A 15,005-nucleotide genomic window follows, 5' to 3' on the forward strand; every position below is an offset into this window, starting at 1 on the left:
TTTCTCTTTTATGTTTTTATTTTTCTTTATTATATAGTTATTTTTAAGGAGGTTAATATGTATAAAAAAAATATTACATGTGGACTATGTCCTAGTGGATGCCATGTTGATGGCATTTTTGAAGATCAAAAATTAATTTCTATTGAAAAATCGAAAACACAAAATAACAATATTTGTCTAAGAGGAATTCATTCTCCTGATGTAATTTACTCAAAAGATAGACTAACTAAACCTTTAATTAGAAACGGGAAAAAGGGATCTTTTTCTTTTAGAGAAGCCTCTTGGGAAGAAGCATTAGATTATGCGGCTGAAAGTTTTTTAAAGATAAAGGACAAATATGGAGCTAAGTCCTTAATTAGTCATATTGGAAGAGGAGGATTTGACAATGTTACAGACTTTTTTGCCACAAATACCCTTCCTTTCAAAAAATCTGTTCCCAGTTTTTTTGAACCACTAGGTTCTCCAAATCATGCAACAGTTTCTTCTCTTTGCTATGTTTCTTTTGGAGTTTTTGCTCCCTTTACAACATTTGGAATCTATGGTGCAAATATTTCTCCAGACATAGAAAACTCAAATTTAGTCTTGGTCTGGGGTACTAATCCTTATAATAGTTCTCCTCCTATCAATGTTAAAAGATTGAGAAAAGCCAAAGAAAACGGAGCAAAAATAATAGCTATTGACCATTATTCTACAGAAGTTTTTAATTTAGCAGACAATGGGATTATCATAAGATCTGGTACAGATGGATTATTTATTTTAGGTCTAATAAAATATATTGTTGAAAGAGAGCTTTATAACAAAAATTTTGTAGAAAACTTTACCCATGGATTTGAAGATTTAATTGATTACATAAAAAATATAGACTACTCATACATAGAAAAAACTACAGGTGTTTCTTATGAAACTTTAAAAGGATTAGCTAAACAATTAGCAAATACTACTCCTGCTTCTGTTTTAACTTACACAGGATTAGAATATTCTAATTCTGGAGTTCAAAGCATTAGAGCACTTTATTCACTATTTGCTATTACAGGAAATATAGACATTAAAGGTGGACTTTTAGTAGAAAAAAATAAAAGTGATGTTAATTTATATTATAAAGTTCCGAAATTTGAAGATAAGAGAATAGGGGCTGAAAAATATCCTTTATTTAACGACTTACTTTCACAAAGTCAATTTATGGAATTTCCAAATGCAGTATTAAACTCAAAACCTTATAAAATTGCTGGATTGTTTAACATAGGCTCTGTAATTTCTGTAAATTATCCTAACTCAAAATTATATCAAAAAGCTCTATCAGAGTTAGAGTTTTTTGTAACGGTTGATAGGTTTAAAACTAAAGATTCAGACTATGCAGATGTTATTTTCCCTGCTACAACATATTTTGAAAACTACGGTTTTCAATTGTATAATAATAGGATTGAAGTGAAAAATAGAACTATTGAACCTATTGGAGAGGCTAAATCAAATATATATGTACTACATGAAATTGCCAAAAGATTAGGTTATGGAGAAATGTATCCTAAAAATGATAAAGATATTTTAGTTAAAGCATTCAAAGATAAACCAGAAATTTACAAAGCTTTAACTGAAAAAGGAGTCTATTTTTATCCTAAAGCAGAAAAAATATATAAGAAATTTGAAAAAGGACTTCTTCGTGATGACAATAAGCCTGGTTTTCCTACAAGAACAGGAAAATTTGAATTTAGGTCTTCTTTATTAGAAGAATATGGTTATGAGCCTCTTCCTAAGTATAAAGAAGCTATGGAAGGAAGTATTTATAATACAGCAGACATTGAAAGTTATCCTTTAATTTTAAATACTGGTGCAAGAATAAAAAATACCTTTAGAACTCAACATTTAAATATAGATTCTCTTGTAAAATATCAACCTTATCCTTATGCAATAATAAATCCTAAAGACGCTGAAAAGAGAAATATTTCTACAAATGACAAAGTTTCAATATCTACAAAACGAGGAGTTGTTGAATTCTTTGCCAAAATCTCTGACGATATTTTAGAAGGAGAAGTGGAATTAAATGTAGGTGGCGGTTCTAAATACCAACATAAAAACTGGGCTAATGCTAACGCAAATATACTTACAGACAGTAATAATGTCGACGAAATATCAGGTTTCCCTTGTTTTAAAACATTATTGTGTGAAATAACAAAAATAGATTAAAATAAAAGTACTATTTCTCAATAGTACTTTTATTTTCCATATTATCATTTCTACACCATTCATTTTCTAATATGCTCATATTCCATGAACTCCAATATTCTTCCCCCATTTTATTGCAATCCCTAAAAAATCCTTCCTTCACAAATCCAACTTTTTCATAACATGATATTGCAGCTTTATTAAAATCGTACACTCCTAAGTCTACTCTATGAAATTTGTACTTTTCAAAAGCTAACTTTAAAATTTCTTTTAATATTTCTTTTCCTATACCAGTATTTCTACTGTTTTTATCACCAACTAAAACAGCTCCTATCCTAGCTGAATTATTTTTTCTATCTATGGCAATAAAAGATATATGTCCTACAACTTTTCCTGTTTCTGTATCCACAGCTCTATAAACCATTCTACTTGCATTTTCATAATTCGCTTTTTCTATGTATTTTTCAAGCTGACTTTCTGTAAGAGGATATTCAAATGTATGTGCTGACCATTGCCATAAAAATTCTTCTGATTCAATCCAGTTTATAAGTTGTTTAAAGTCTTCTCTTGTGAAATATTCTAATTTAATCATTAATATAATCACCTCCAAATATATTGGATTTTATTTTATCATTTTGTACATACTCGTCATTTTTTCATTAAATCCTTTTTTTATCCCTACAAATATAAAGTATTAATTTCATAAAAATAGAAATTAATACTTTATATTCAAGTTATATTAACGGAAATAAAATCTTCTCCAATAATGGTATTGTAAAAACTGACAGTAAAGTGCTCATAAATACTACTATAGATGCTGACCTAATACTTTTATTATATTGGGTTGCAAACATTACTACCATTGATGCTGCTGGAAAACCAACATTTAATGTTATCATTTTTATTAGATATGGATCTAACTTTAAACCTTTAGTTATAAAAAACACAACCATTGGTAATACTAATAACTTAATTATTGAAAATACAAGGACTTTGTAATCTTTAAATAAATATTTTAAATCTATTTCTGCTAGAGAAGAACCTATCAATAACATAGATAATGGTATTGTAATTCCTCCAACAGAAGAAAATATTTCACTTAAAATAGTAGGTATTTTTATACCTGTTAAATATATTATTAGGGCTAGTATCGATGATATAAACGCAGGGTTTATAAGTGATTTCAAATTAGCTTTTCCGTCTTCTATTCCTTTTGTAAATAAATACAGACCATAAGAAAATATAAGAATATTAAATGGTAAATTCAATATTGTAGATACAAAAATTGCCGATTGTCCTAATAATGCTGCAAAAACTGGATATCCTAAAAATGCTGCATTACCAAAGACCATACTTACTTCATGTACTGGCTTTTCAAATTCATTTAATGGCATTATTTTAGCATATACTTTTCCTATTATTATTAAAAATATGTACATGATAATACCAATTATCATAACTTGAAATATATTAACTGGTATATCACTTGGTTCGGAACTAGATATAGAGGAAAGTATTAATGCTGGTGCCGTTACATTTAACATTAAATTTGAAAATACACTATTAGCAACTCCATAGATTATTCTTTTTTTAGCCGCTACATATCCTATTATAATTATTGTAAATAGCACTATCATCGTGCTAAGTAAAGCTGACATTAAAACACTTCCTTACTCTTTATTTTGAACAAATATATTTGGTGCTGTATAGTAATCTCTGGCTCCAGATATTAAATTATCCTTACCTATTCTAGTATAAGGTGCTACAAATTTTTCATCATAAATAAACATTCCTAAAACAGCTCCAAATTCATTTACTTCCATTTCACCATTTTTATTAAATTCTATAAAATGAATAGGATCCATATCGTAATATTCTTGGTAAATATAACCTGTACCAAGTATTTTTTTAAGAATTTTATTAAATTCTTCTTGTGTATGATCCCTACCAGTATAAATTCCATGAGATGCATAGTCATCTATTGGCTTTAAAATATAATTATCTTTATTGCTACTTACTACTTCAAAATCTTTTTGTGTTTCAAAATCTTCTGTGTAAGGAATAGATTTTTCCAAAAAGTTATTTTCTTCTTCAGATAACAACCTTTTCGTTTCTTTTAATCTAAATATTTTATATGTTGGTTTATAATGCATTATTTGACTTCTAAAAGATCCCAACATCATAAAAGCATTGTTTTTATATGCTTCTATAAAAGGCATTACTTCGTCAATAATTTTCATTAATTCTACAGTAACTATTCTCCTATAAACCAAATCTATTTCATAAGCACCATAAACGAGTTTTTCGTTTTTGTATTCTAAATCCTTAATATCTACTATTTCACAATTTAGACCTAGTTTTTCATATGCTTTTTTAAATTCTCTAAACTCGTAAGGAGTACCTATTTCTAAAGAGTCTACTATTGCAACATTTGGCTTTTTATTTTCTCCCTTGTATCTTTTATAAATATTATAAGATTTTTCTGCCCAATTATTTATTAACTCAACATTTGTTAATTTATATTTTTCTGACAATTTTTTCATTGCTTTTGTCTCTAAAAGAATCTCCCCCAGTGTGTTGTCTTCATTCATTGCAGAAGAACCATCTGTATTAAATTCAACAAATTTAAACTTTTCTCTTCCATTATAAAAAACATCATATCTACAAATAGGTACTGAAATATCATAACCTGGATCATGAACTATTAATTCTTCCAATTCTTTTGAAAATTTAAATAATTTTCTATAATCTTCATTTTCCACATACTCTTTTGTGATTTTTCTTGTAATAGACATAAGCATATCGGACATGTACTGAAAGTCTTTTTTGCTTTCTTCATCATAAAACAATCCCTGATATGTTACAGGAATTGGTTCACCTTTATAAATTGCATTAGAATGGTTTACTTTGTCTAACATTTCTAAATAATCTTTATAGTACTCTTTTTCATCTTTTTTTATAATGTCTATATATTCATCTACGTATTTATCATTATACATCTGATTTCTCCACCTTTAAAGTTACAGATTCCACTGCTTTTTCTAAACCTTCTTTTTCGTATATTTCCTTGAATTTTTCTCTAGGTGTCTTCCCTTCTTTTAGTAATTCTTTTAATGGTTCTAAATATTTTCTTTCATTTTCATCTAATCCCTTAGAGGCTAATTCTACTAAAAACTTACCATGTTCCAATATAGTGTTTCCAAGATATGTTGCATTTATTCCATCTTTTTGAATATATTCTTTTCCTTTTAAAGCCTCTTCGTAAGTTGTACCCTCACCTATTTTACACATTTCTTTCAGATTATTTTCATTGTAAAACAATCCCTTTATTAAGGCAACTGCTGAAAAGTTTAAAGGGTAAGGTATTTCATCAAACATTCTAAATTCCATGTATGTTTTTACTCTAACGTCTGGAAATACTATAGATAATGCATGAAAAATTAAACCTTCATCTATTCCATATTCATCTATAATCTCTTCAAAGGTTTTATCTTTTGTATAGATATATTCTCCATTTTTTTCTATAAAAATCGTAGGAGTTTCAATAATTTTTTCAGCGTATTTCTTATAACTTAAATCTTTGTCAAATGCTATGTCAAATAGACCAGATCTATCTTTATCTGTATTTTCCCAAATTTTTTGTCGTATTGTATATGTTTCTAAAGGTTCTTTTTCAAAAATATAAGTGTTGTCAAATATTCCGTATAATATAGGGGTTAACATATTTGCTATAAAATATTTCCTTCTAAAATCTTCTTCATTCAAATAGTCAATAGTAACCTGTAAAGAAGCTGTTCCCTTCATCATATTATGTGCCATGGTACCCTTAGTTTTAAAATAATCATACATATAATCATATCTTTTTTTAGGCAATATCTTTACATCTTCTATCTTTTTATTAGGATGGTATCCTAAAGTCACTAAATTTTGACTCTTTTTATCTAAATATTCTATTAATTCATTGAAAAAACTTATATATTTCCTCTCTAACCTTTCTATGTCAGTATTGGATTTAATTGCTACTTCAAATTGACTACCTGGTTCTGTACTAACTGAAATATCACCTTTTTGTAGACCTAATACATAGTTTCCCTCTTTGTATGGTTCATATCCTTTATTCATAAAATATTCTAAAGTTTCCCCTACACCATCTTTACCATAATATGATACAGTTTCTAATGTATTTTTATCTATAACAAAATTTTCAATTTCCATTCCAATGGTTATATCTTCTATGTTTTTTTCTCCAGATCTAATATAATCTGCAATTTTTTGAATTTTTTCTTCCCTTTTCATTTGTCCTGCGCTACTTCGTCAAACTATAAATATCTGCTTTTACTACTTCTTTTAAATCTTTAGGAGATATTTTTATCTGCGTTCCTAGCTTTCCTCCACTAACATATATTTTTTCATATAATTTAGAACTTTCGTCTATAACTGTTTTAAAAAGTTTTTTCATTCCTATAGGAGAACATCCTCCTCTTATATATCCTGTAATATTTTTCAGGTCTTTAACATGTATCATTTCAAGTTTTTTAACACCTACAGCTTTTGCTGCATTCTTTAAGTCTAGTTCTTTAGTTACAGGTATCACAAAAATATAGTAATTTTTATCTTGTCCTATAGTAACTAAAGTTTTAAAAACCTTATCTTCAATTTCATTTAGTTTTTTTGCAACAGATTTTCCATCTATATTTTCATCTACATCATAAGTATTTAATTCATACTCTATATTGTTAGAATCTAGTATTCTCATTGCATTAGTCTTAACTTTTTTCATTTAAATCACCATATCTAATTATACCCATTTGTAATAATATAATACTTATAGTTTATTTACTCTATATTATTGGGTATATTATTAGAGGAGGTGTTTTATGGAAAAGTTTGATATAAACGTTACTTATATTCATCATAGCTGTTTTACTATTGAAACAAAAGATTATCTATTTATAATAGATTATTATAAAGGAGACTTACCTAAACCTATTTTAGGGAAAAAAACTATTTTCATTGCAACACATTCGCATAAAGATCATTTTTCAAAAAAAATATTTGATTATGGAAATTTCAAAGAAAATATATACATATTATCAAAGGATATTGTAGAACTTTATAAAGATGAAAATATAATCTATTTAAATAATCCAAATTCTGATAATAATGTTGATATAGATACAATGAAAAAATTATGGGGACAAGATAATGTTTTTATACTAGATAAAGATGAAAAGTTTACTTATCATGATATAGATTTTTATGCTTATGGTTCAACCGATAGAGGTATTTCTATTTTAATTGAGCTACCTTACTTAACATTCTACCATGCTGGTGATCTTAATGAATGGACTTGGCCAGAAGATTCTGTAGATGAAAAAGAAAAGATGCGAAAGGATTTTAGAAAAGAAGTAGATAAAATCAATTCTGAACAAGTTGATGTAGCATTTTTCCCAGTAGATCCTAGGCTAAAAGAAAATTATGATAAAGGAGTTTCTTATTTTTTAGAAACAGTTTCTCCTGAAATGCTATTTCCTATGCATCTATGGGGTAAATTTGAATTTTCTAAAAAATTAAAGGAAGAATATAGCGATATTTACACCGAAATAAAAGAAATACATCACGATAACGAAGAATTTAATATTACTATGGAAGTTGATTAACAAATCAAGGTTGTAATTAATAATTATAACCTTCTTCTTAATTTATAGGAGTTAATTATGAATGATTCAATTATAAATTATAAAAAATTACAATCTAATTTCAATGCTAAAAAAATAAAAGTTTTGTTTTTTAATACTTTCGAACAAGCAAAGCAAAATATAATAGATTCCATTCCTTTAAATTCCTCTATTGGAATAGGACATTCTCAAACATTAATTCATATGAACTTAACTAATATTTTTCTTAGTCGTGGAAATACTGTATATGACAAAACTTCAGGCAAGACAAAAGAAGAAGTTATCGATTTAAAAAAGAAAGCTTTACTTTCAGATTTTTACATATCAAGTGCAAATGCTATCTCTGAAGATGGACATATTGTAAATATCGACCATAGCGGAAATAGAGTTGCCGCAATTACATTTGGCCCCGAAAAAGTTTTTATAGTTGTTGGAAGAAATAAACTTAGGAAAAATTTAAATGATGCTATACTAAGAGCTAAGAATATAGCTAGTCCTAAAAACGCAAAAAGATCTGGTTACAATCCTCCTTGTGTTAAATTAAACAAATGTATAAATTGTCTTTCTAAAGAACGTGTTTGTAATTCTTTATCCATAATAGAAGGTCAGCATAATAAAGACAGGATGACTTTAATAATAGTTGATAAAGATTCTGGTTTTTAATAAAAATATTCTTTAATATATAGTGCTATTTTTATTAATTTTATGACACCATAATTTATTAACTCTACAACTTTTGATGGTTTTTCCGTAAATTTAGTATTTACTACTAATTCATTTATTCTGATTTTACAATATATTATATGCCCTCTCCTATATAAAATAGTGAGTTATAAGATATATAATATTTTTTACTTCCTAATCTTTAGAGTACTTTCTTTAGTAAATATTTAAACTATTTTACATTACTATTATTTTTTCACTCTACTACATTAAAATTTTATTTATAGTCTATTTCTTTTATTAGTTTTATTTTCATAATCTATGGCAAATATCCCATTTTTCTATATTATTACTACAATATTCTTATACACCAAATTTCGTATTATTCAACCATTCTTTATAATTTATAAAAAATACTTATCTTTTTAGGAAAATGTTTCTTAGCATATATTCTTTTTCTTGATTTCTTATATATTTTAATATATAATCTATTAATAGATAAGGGGAGTAGCTATAAAAGTTTAGTCGTCAATACGGATATTATCCCGGCTGAACACCCAAAGTGGTAGCAAGACCTTTGCTTTCAATTATAGTGAAAGCAAAGGTCTTTTTTTGTTAGTTAACTCACTTACATAAAATAAGGAGGTATTTAATTTAATGGAGTGGTATAATAAAAAATCTGAAGAGATTGAAAAAGAGCTACAAACCAATCTTTCAGAAGGTTTAAGTACTAGTGAAGCAAAAACTAGACTTGAAAAATATGGTCCCAACGCTCTTGAAGAAGGTAAGAAAAAAACTATTTGGGCTAAACTTGCTGAACAATTTTTAGATCCAATGATATTAATTCTTATAGTTGCAGCAGTATTATCTATTCTTCTTAAAGAAGTTTCTGATGCTATTATAATTATGGCCATAGTTGTTGCTAACGCTGCACTTAGTATTTACCAAGAAGGTAAAGCAGAACAAGCTATTGAAGCTCTTCAAAAAATGGCTGCACCAAATGCTAAAGTCTATAGAGATGGAGAAATCGTTAGTATCCCATCTGCAGACCTAGTTCCTGGAGATATTGTTGACTTAGAAACTGGAGATATTGTTCCGGCGGACTTAAGATTAGTTGAAAGCAGTAACTTGAAAATTGAAGAAGCTTCTTTAACAGGAGAGTCTGTTCCTGTTGAAAAAGATGCCAAAGTTACTTTCGATGATGTTGTTGAAATCGGAGACAGAGATAATATGTCATTTAGTTCAACAATAGTATCTTATGGTAGAGGTAAAGGAGTCGTTATTGGAACTGGTAAAGATACTGAAATAGGTAGAATTGCAACTAAAATACAATCTTTCGAAGATGAACAAACTCCTCTACAAAAGAAACTTGCTCAACTTAGTAAAGTTTTAGGAATTATAGTAATCGTTGTTTGTGCTATTGTACTAGCTACAGGTTTGCTTTATGGCCATGAATGGTTACAAATGTTACTAACATCCGTTTCATTAGCAGTAGCTGCTATTCCTGAGGGTTTACCAGCAATTGTAACTATAGTTCTTTCTTTAGGAATGACTAGAATGGCTGAACATAATGCAATTGTAAAAAAATTACTTGCAGTTGAAACATTAGGAACAACAACTTATATTTGTTCAGATAAAACAGGTACTTTAACTCAAAATGAAATGACTGTTGTTAAAGCATTCGTTGATAATAAAGAAATTGATGTTACTGGAACAGGATATGATCCTACTGGAGATTTATTAATTGATGGTGATAAAGTAACTCAAGATAATTCAGGAAGTCTATTTACTTTCTTAAATATAGGTACTTTGACAAATGATGCTAGACTTACTGTTGAAGAAGGTGTTTATTCATTAGCAGGAGACCCTACTGAAGGTTCTCTTTTAACTTTGGCTGGAAAACTTGGAATAACTAAAGAAGATGCTAATAAGATTTATCCTAGAATAGAAGAAATACCTTTTGATTCAACTAGAAAAATGATGACCACTTTCCATGACAAATTTATAGATGATAAAGTTGTTTCATTTACAAAAGGTGCTCCAGATATTATTATAGACAAATGTACTAAAATTTTAATAGATGGTAAAGTTGTAGATTTAGATGATACAACTAGAAAAAATCTTTTAGAACAAAATATAAAATTTGCTAGACAAGCTCTTAGAGTTTTGGCTTTAGCCTTTAAAACATATGATGGTTTACCAGCAAATATTAATTCTGACACTATCGAAAATGAAATGATTTTTGTAGGACTTGCTGGTATGATAGACCCTGCAAGACCAGAAGTTAAAGATGCTATAAAAGAATGTAAAACTGCTGGTATAGTTCCTGTTATGATTACTGGTGATTATTTAGAAACAGCTCTTGCTATAGCTAAAGACTTAGGTATAGCTGAAAATGACGACCAAGCTATAATGGGTAAAGAACTTAATACTATGTCTGAAGCAGAAATTAGAGAAATAGTTAAAACTAAAAGAGTATTTGCTCGTGTTTCTCCAGAAAATAAAGTACAAATTGTTACTGCTTTAAAAGAAAATGGAGAAATAACTGCCATGACAGGAGATGGAGTTAACGATGCTCCCGCTATAAAAAAAGCAGACATTGGTATAGCAATGGGTATAACTGGTACTGACGTTGCTAAAAATACAGCTGATGTTATATTGACAGATGACAACTTTGCTACAATAGTACACGCTGTTGAAGAAGGTAGAATTATTTATTCAAATATAAAAAAATTCGTTTCATTCTTGTTAAGCTGTAATGTTGGTGAGATACTTGTAATATTTTTAGCTATAATATTTAACTGGCCTACTCCATTACTACCAGTTCAATTACTATGGTTAAACTTAGTAACTGACTTGTTCCCTGCATTAGCTCTTGGAGTTGAACAAGGTGAAAAAGATATTATGGAACAAAATCCTAGAGATCCTAATGAACCAATTATTGATAAAGGACTAGTTATTTCAATAGCATTACAATCTATTGCTATTACTGTAGCAGTACTTGCTGCTTATTATATATCTTTAGAATTATATGCTAAAAATTGGAGTGAACTATATCAATCTATAGCTGATTCTAATAATGAATCTGTAATAGCTGCTTTAACAGATAAATTGAATCTTGAATTAAGAGAACCTAGATCAATAGCTTTTGTTACTTTAATAATGGCTGAACTTTTAAGATCTTTCTCTGTAAGAAGTACAAAGTACACTGTATTTGAATTAGGAATAACAACTAACAAGAGACTTATTCAAGGTGTTATATTCTCATTCTTAATTACTTTAGTTGTAATTTATGTACCACAATTACATGACTTATTTAATACTCATTCTTTAACTCTTAGAGATTGGGCATTAATAGTTCCATTATCTTTCTTACCATTTATAATGGGAGAAGTTTCAAAGGTAATAAGGAGAAAAAAATAATATAATTAATAATATAAAAAGAGAGTGCTAAATCACTCTCTTTTTTATTTAACTATTTTTATAAAATAAGTTTAATTATCTGTTATTTATTTATTAAAGATGTATAATAATATGTGAGGTGATAATATGACTTTAAATTATGAAAAAACAAATATTTGGAAAAATGCTACACAAGAACAACTTGATAAAATATACGATTATGGAGAAAGATATAAATCTTTTTTAGACAGCTCAAAAACTGAAAGAGAAGCTTGTTCTGAAATTATAAAACAGGCTGAGGAAAATGGTTATATTAGTTTAGAAGATGCCTTAAAAAGTAAAATACAAAAGGGTGACAAAATATATCTAAATAATAAAAATAAGTCAGTTGTATTAATGATTGTTGGTGATGACTTATCAGAAGGAATGAATATAGTAGGTGCTCATATAGATGCTCCTAGATTAGACTTAAAACAAAATCCTCTTTATGAAGAAGGAGATTTAGCACTTTTAAAAACCCACTATTATGGTGGAGTTAAAAAATATCAATGGACTACTATTCCTTTAGCATTACATGGACTTATTATCACAAAAGATGGTACTAAATTAAATATTAGTATAGGTGATGAAGAAAATGACCCTGTTTTCTATATAAATGATTTGCTAATTCATTTATCTTCTGACCAATTAAAGAAAACTTTAGCTGAAGGAATTACTGGTGAACAATTAAATGTGGTAGTTGCCCATAATTCTAAATTTCCAGAAGAAGATTCAAAGAATCCTATAAAAGATAATTTACTAAAATATTTAAACAAAAAATATGGAATAGTAGAAGAAGATTTTCTAGTAGCTGAATTACAAATAGTTCCAGCTTCAAAAGCAAGGGATGTTGGTTTTGACAGAGCTATGATTGCTGCTCATGGACATGATGATAGAGTTTGTTCCTATGCTGCACTTGAAGCTATTTTAAAAACAAATTCACCAAGTAGAACTGCTGTTGCTTTATTTGTTGATAAAGAAGAAATTGGCTCTGTTGGAAATACTTCAATGGGAGCAATATTCTTAGAAAATATGGTTGCTGAAATATTAAGTCAAAGAGAAGATTATTCTGATATTCTTGTAAGAAGATCAATGGCTAATTCTAAAGTTCTTTCAGCAGATGTTACAGTTGCTTATGACCCAACTTTTCCAGAAGTACTAGAAAAAAATAATGCTTCTTTATTAGGTCATGGTGTAACTATGGCTAAATATACTGGTTCTCGTGGTAAAGGTGGTTGCAATGATGCAAATTCAGAATTCATTGCTGAACTTAGAGATTTATTCAACAAAGAAAATATTATTTGGCAAACAGGAGAACTTGGAAAAGTTGACCAAGGTGGTGGTGGAACCATTGCCTATATTCTTGCTGGATATGGTGCTGAAGTTGTAGATATGGGAACTGGAATGCTTTCTATGCACGCTCCTTTAGAGCTTTTAAGTAAAGCTGATGCTTATATGACTTGTAAAGCTTATAATGTATTTTTTAAATAACTAATAAAAAAGACCTTTTATTTAAAGGTCTTTTTCTTCATATTTTCCATCATATTCTATTTTATTTTCTTTAAGTAGTTCTTCTATTTTTTCTAAATCTTCTGTATTTACGTATGCACAATTTCCACAAGATGAACTTAATTTTCTAGGAACTGGTCTAAGTTTTACTTCTAATTTATTTTTACTTAATATCTTTTCAAATTTTAATGCTTGGCTAATTGTATGAAAAGTAAAAATTGTTGATTCTTTCACTATTTTTTACCTTTTATTATAAAATCTGAATTTTCTTCTTCTACTAATACTTTAAAATTTTTTCCTTCTAAAAATCTAGATACATTTTCTTTTGCTATGTTAGTATCAACTTTTACTATTACTTCATCTATGTCTTTTTTTATACTATTCATTGTCAAAATTACTGGTTCTGGGCAAGATAATCCTCTTGCATCTATTTCTTTTTTTGCCATTTTATTCCTCCCCTGAATGTTTAGTAATTACAAATGCTATTATTAATGTTATACACAATATAATTATTGTAGCTATTTTTCCATTAGGTGTTGCTCCTTCTGCACTTGAAGCCAAGCCAAAATTATGAGCTATAGCTGCTCCTATTATAATTCCAAAAACTGTAACAGCTGCATCTCCATCTCCTTCTGCAGATAAAACAGTTTGTCTAATAGGACACCCTCCTAACATTACTGCAATAAGACCTACTATTGTCATTCCCAAGAAATTCCATAATCCCATAGTATGAGCTACAGGTTGATTTTCAAATCCTATATGTGCATGTCCTTCTCCTAAAGCATTTAAAATTAAATTTCCAATTATAGCTGCAACAAATATTCCTATTACACCCCAAAGGTAGTGCATATCTTTTATTAAAAATAAATCTCTAAATGCTCCACCAGTGCATATTCTAGTTCTCTGTAATATTATTCCTACTACTAATCCACCAACTAAAGATATTATTATAGGTGCATGCATTGACCCTGGACCTTCTTTAGAGAAGAATATAAAAGCTGGTTTTACTAATAAAAATATTAATAACATTACTGCTAAAGCTGGCATTATTAAACCAACTATCTTTGATTCCTTTACAGACTTTCCTAATGAGTAACCCTTTTTTAAGAATAAAATTCCTATTAAAATACCAAAAACAAAACCTAATAATCCAACTACTGCATTTAAATCTCCTGCTGCTATTCTAAATATCATTCTTAAAGGACAACCTAAAAATACTAGTGCTCCTATTGACATGAATATACCTAAAACAAATCTTATAAGAGGATTCGACCCTCCTCTACCTTTAAAATCTTTAAATAATATTGAAGATAAAAATGCTCCAAATATAATTCCTATTATTTCAGGTCTTATATATTGAACAACTCCTGCCCTATGTAAACCTAATGCACCTGCTATATCTCTCCAAAAACAAGCTATACATATTCCCATATTTCCTGGATTTCCAAAGTAAAGTAATAGTATTCCAACAATTCCAATTATAAATCCGCCTACAAAAATCTTAATATTTTCTTTTTTCATAATTCCTCCTCCTTATATATTTATATTTCATCG

Annotated in this window: 13 protein-coding genes; 5 read left to right on the top strand and 8 right to left on the bottom strand. The window is 28.2% G+C overall.

Features of this window, described 5'->3' with window-relative positions; all coding sequences use genetic code 11:
- Positions 1 to 57: 57 nt before the first annotated feature.
- A complete protein-coding gene (locus tag CS899_RS06535) occupies positions 58 to 2,181 on the top strand; it encodes a molybdopterin-containing oxidoreductase family protein (RefSeq protein WP_100065381.1) in 2,124 nt (707 codons plus the stop codon).
- Positions 2,182 to 2,191: 10 nt separating this feature from the next.
- Here the strand turns inward: CS899_RS06535 and CS899_RS06540 are convergent, their stop codons facing one another.
- The 5 genes from CS899_RS06540 to ybaK form a co-directional block, all read right to left on the bottom strand.
- Positions 2,192 to 2,752, bottom strand: a complete 561-nt coding sequence (locus CS899_RS06540; protein WP_100065382.1) for a GNAT family N-acetyltransferase — start codon at positions 2,750 to 2,752, stop codon at positions 2,192 to 2,194.
- A 142-nt stretch (positions 2,753 to 2,894) separates the two neighbouring features.
- Entirely contained in the window at positions 2,895 to 3,818 is a 924-nt protein-coding gene (locus CS899_RS06545; RefSeq protein ID WP_100065383.1) for an AEC family transporter, read from the bottom strand.
- A gap of 12 nt (positions 3,819 to 3,830) precedes the next feature.
- Positions 3,831 to 5,159, bottom strand: coding sequence for a glutathionylspermidine synthase family protein (locus CS899_RS06550; RefSeq protein ID WP_100065384.1), 1,329 nt, complete (start codon positions 5,157 to 5,159; stop codon positions 3,831 to 3,833).
- Positions 5,152 to 6,456: a glutamate-cysteine ligase family protein gene (locus CS899_RS06555; RefSeq protein ID WP_100065385.1), complete on the bottom strand. Its 1,305-nt coding sequence runs from the start codon at positions 6,454 to 6,456 to the stop codon at positions 5,152 to 5,154. The genes CS899_RS06550 and CS899_RS06555 overlap by 8 nt, the downstream gene beginning before the upstream one ends.
- Positions 6,457 to 6,466: 10 nt before the next feature.
- The gene (gene ybaK, locus CS899_RS06560) at positions 6,467 to 6,940 is read right to left on the bottom strand and encodes a Cys-tRNA(Pro) deacylase (protein WP_100065386.1); all 474 of its coding nucleotides are present in this window, start codon (positions 6,938 to 6,940) and stop codon (positions 6,467 to 6,469) included.
- 97 nt (positions 6,941 to 7,037) lie between these two features.
- Between ybaK and CS899_RS06565 the strand changes: the two genes are divergently transcribed.
- From CS899_RS06565 to CS899_RS06580, 4 genes are all read left to right on the top strand, one after another.
- Positions 7,038 to 7,820 (top strand): MBL fold metallo-hydrolase, encoded by a 783-nt coding sequence (locus CS899_RS06565; RefSeq protein ID WP_100065387.1) that lies wholly within the window; start codon positions 7,038 to 7,040, stop codon positions 7,818 to 7,820.
- 57 nt (positions 7,821 to 7,877) lie between these two features.
- Positions 7,878 to 8,501 carry a lactate utilization protein gene (locus CS899_RS06570; RefSeq protein WP_100065388.1) on the top strand — a complete coding sequence of 208 codons (624 nt, stop codon included), beginning with the start codon at positions 7,878 to 7,880 and terminating at the stop codon, positions 8,499 to 8,501.
- Between the two features lie 657 nt (positions 8,502 to 9,158).
- Complete coding sequence (locus CS899_RS06575) at positions 9,159 to 11,924, top strand: cation-translocating P-type ATPase (protein WP_100065389.1); 2,766 nt, start codon at positions 9,159 to 9,161, stop codon at positions 11,922 to 11,924.
- 126 nt (positions 11,925 to 12,050) lie between these two features.
- Positions 12,051 to 13,433, top strand: a complete 1,383-nt coding sequence (locus CS899_RS06580) for an aminopeptidase (protein WP_100065390.1) — start codon at positions 12,051 to 12,053, stop codon at positions 13,431 to 13,433.
- 21 nt (positions 13,434 to 13,454) lie between these two features.
- Here the strand turns inward: CS899_RS06580 and CS899_RS06585 are convergent, their stop codons facing one another.
- Genes CS899_RS06585 through yedE form a run of 3 tightly spaced genes read right to left on the bottom strand, consistent with a single transcriptional unit; the run spans position 13,455 to position 14,972 of the window.
- Positions 13,455 to 13,685 (bottom strand): putative Se/S carrier protein, encoded by a 231-nt coding sequence (locus CS899_RS06585; protein ID WP_164995878.1) that lies wholly within the window; start codon positions 13,683 to 13,685, stop codon positions 13,455 to 13,457.
- Positions 13,685 to 13,897 (bottom strand): sulfurtransferase TusA family protein, encoded by a 213-nt coding sequence (locus CS899_RS06590; RefSeq protein ID WP_100065392.1) that lies wholly within the window; start codon positions 13,895 to 13,897, stop codon positions 13,685 to 13,687. Before CS899_RS06590 ends, CS899_RS06585 begins: the two co-directional genes overlap by 1 nt.
- A gap of 1 nt (position 13,898) precedes the next feature.
- Positions 13,899 to 14,972 carry a YedE family putative selenium transporter gene (gene yedE, locus CS899_RS06595; protein ID WP_100065393.1) on the bottom strand — a complete coding sequence of 358 codons (1,074 nt, stop codon included), beginning with the start codon at positions 14,970 to 14,972 and terminating at the stop codon, positions 13,899 to 13,901.
- Positions 14,973 to 15,005 lie beyond the last annotated feature (33 nt).

The organism is Miniphocaeibacter massiliensis, assembly GCF_900232905.1.
Taxonomy (GTDB): Bacteria; Bacillota; Clostridia; order Tissierellales; family Peptoniphilaceae; genus Miniphocaeibacter; species Miniphocaeibacter massiliensis.

Bases quoted from the DNA above. Each gene is read 5' to 3' on its own strand.
- CS899_RS06565 (WP_100065387.1), top strand. From the start codon at position 7,038: ATGGAAAAGTTTGATATAAACGTTACTTATATTCATCATAGCTGTTTT.
- CS899_RS06550 (WP_100065384.1), bottom strand. From the start codon at position 5,159: ATGTATAATGATAAATACGTAGATGAATATATAGACATTATAAAAAAA.
- CS899_RS06545 (WP_100065383.1), bottom strand. From the start codon at position 3,818: ATGTCAGCTTTACTTAGCACGATGATAGTGCTATTTACAATAATTATA.
- CS899_RS06580 (WP_100065390.1), top strand. From the start codon at position 12,051: ATGACTTTAAATTATGAAAAAACAAATATTTGGAAAAATGCTACACAA.
- CS899_RS06590 (WP_100065392.1), bottom strand. From the start codon at position 13,897: ATGGCAAAAAAAGAAATAGATGCAAGAGGATTATCTTGCCCAGAACCA.
- yedE (WP_100065393.1), bottom strand. From the start codon at position 14,972: ATGAAAAAAGAAAATATTAAGATTTTTGTAGGCGGATTTATAATTGGA.
- CS899_RS06575 (WP_100065389.1), top strand. From the start codon at position 9,159: ATGGAGTGGTATAATAAAAAATCTGAAGAGATTGAAAAAGAGCTACAA.
- CS899_RS06535 (WP_100065381.1), top strand. From the start codon at position 58: ATGTATAAAAAAAATATTACATGTGGACTATGTCCTAGTGGATGCCAT.
- CS899_RS06555 (WP_100065385.1), bottom strand. From the start codon at position 6,456: ATGAAAAGGGAAGAAAAAATTCAAAAAATTGCAGATTATATTAGATCT.
- CS899_RS06540 (WP_100065382.1), bottom strand. From the start codon at position 2,752: ATGATTAAATTAGAATATTTCACAAGAGAAGACTTTAAACAACTTATA.
- CS899_RS06570 (WP_100065388.1), top strand. From the start codon at position 7,878: ATGAATGATTCAATTATAAATTATAAAAAATTACAATCTAATTTCAAT.
- ybaK (WP_100065386.1), bottom strand. From the start codon at position 6,940: ATGAAAAAAGTTAAGACTAATGCAATGAGAATACTAGATTCTAACAAT.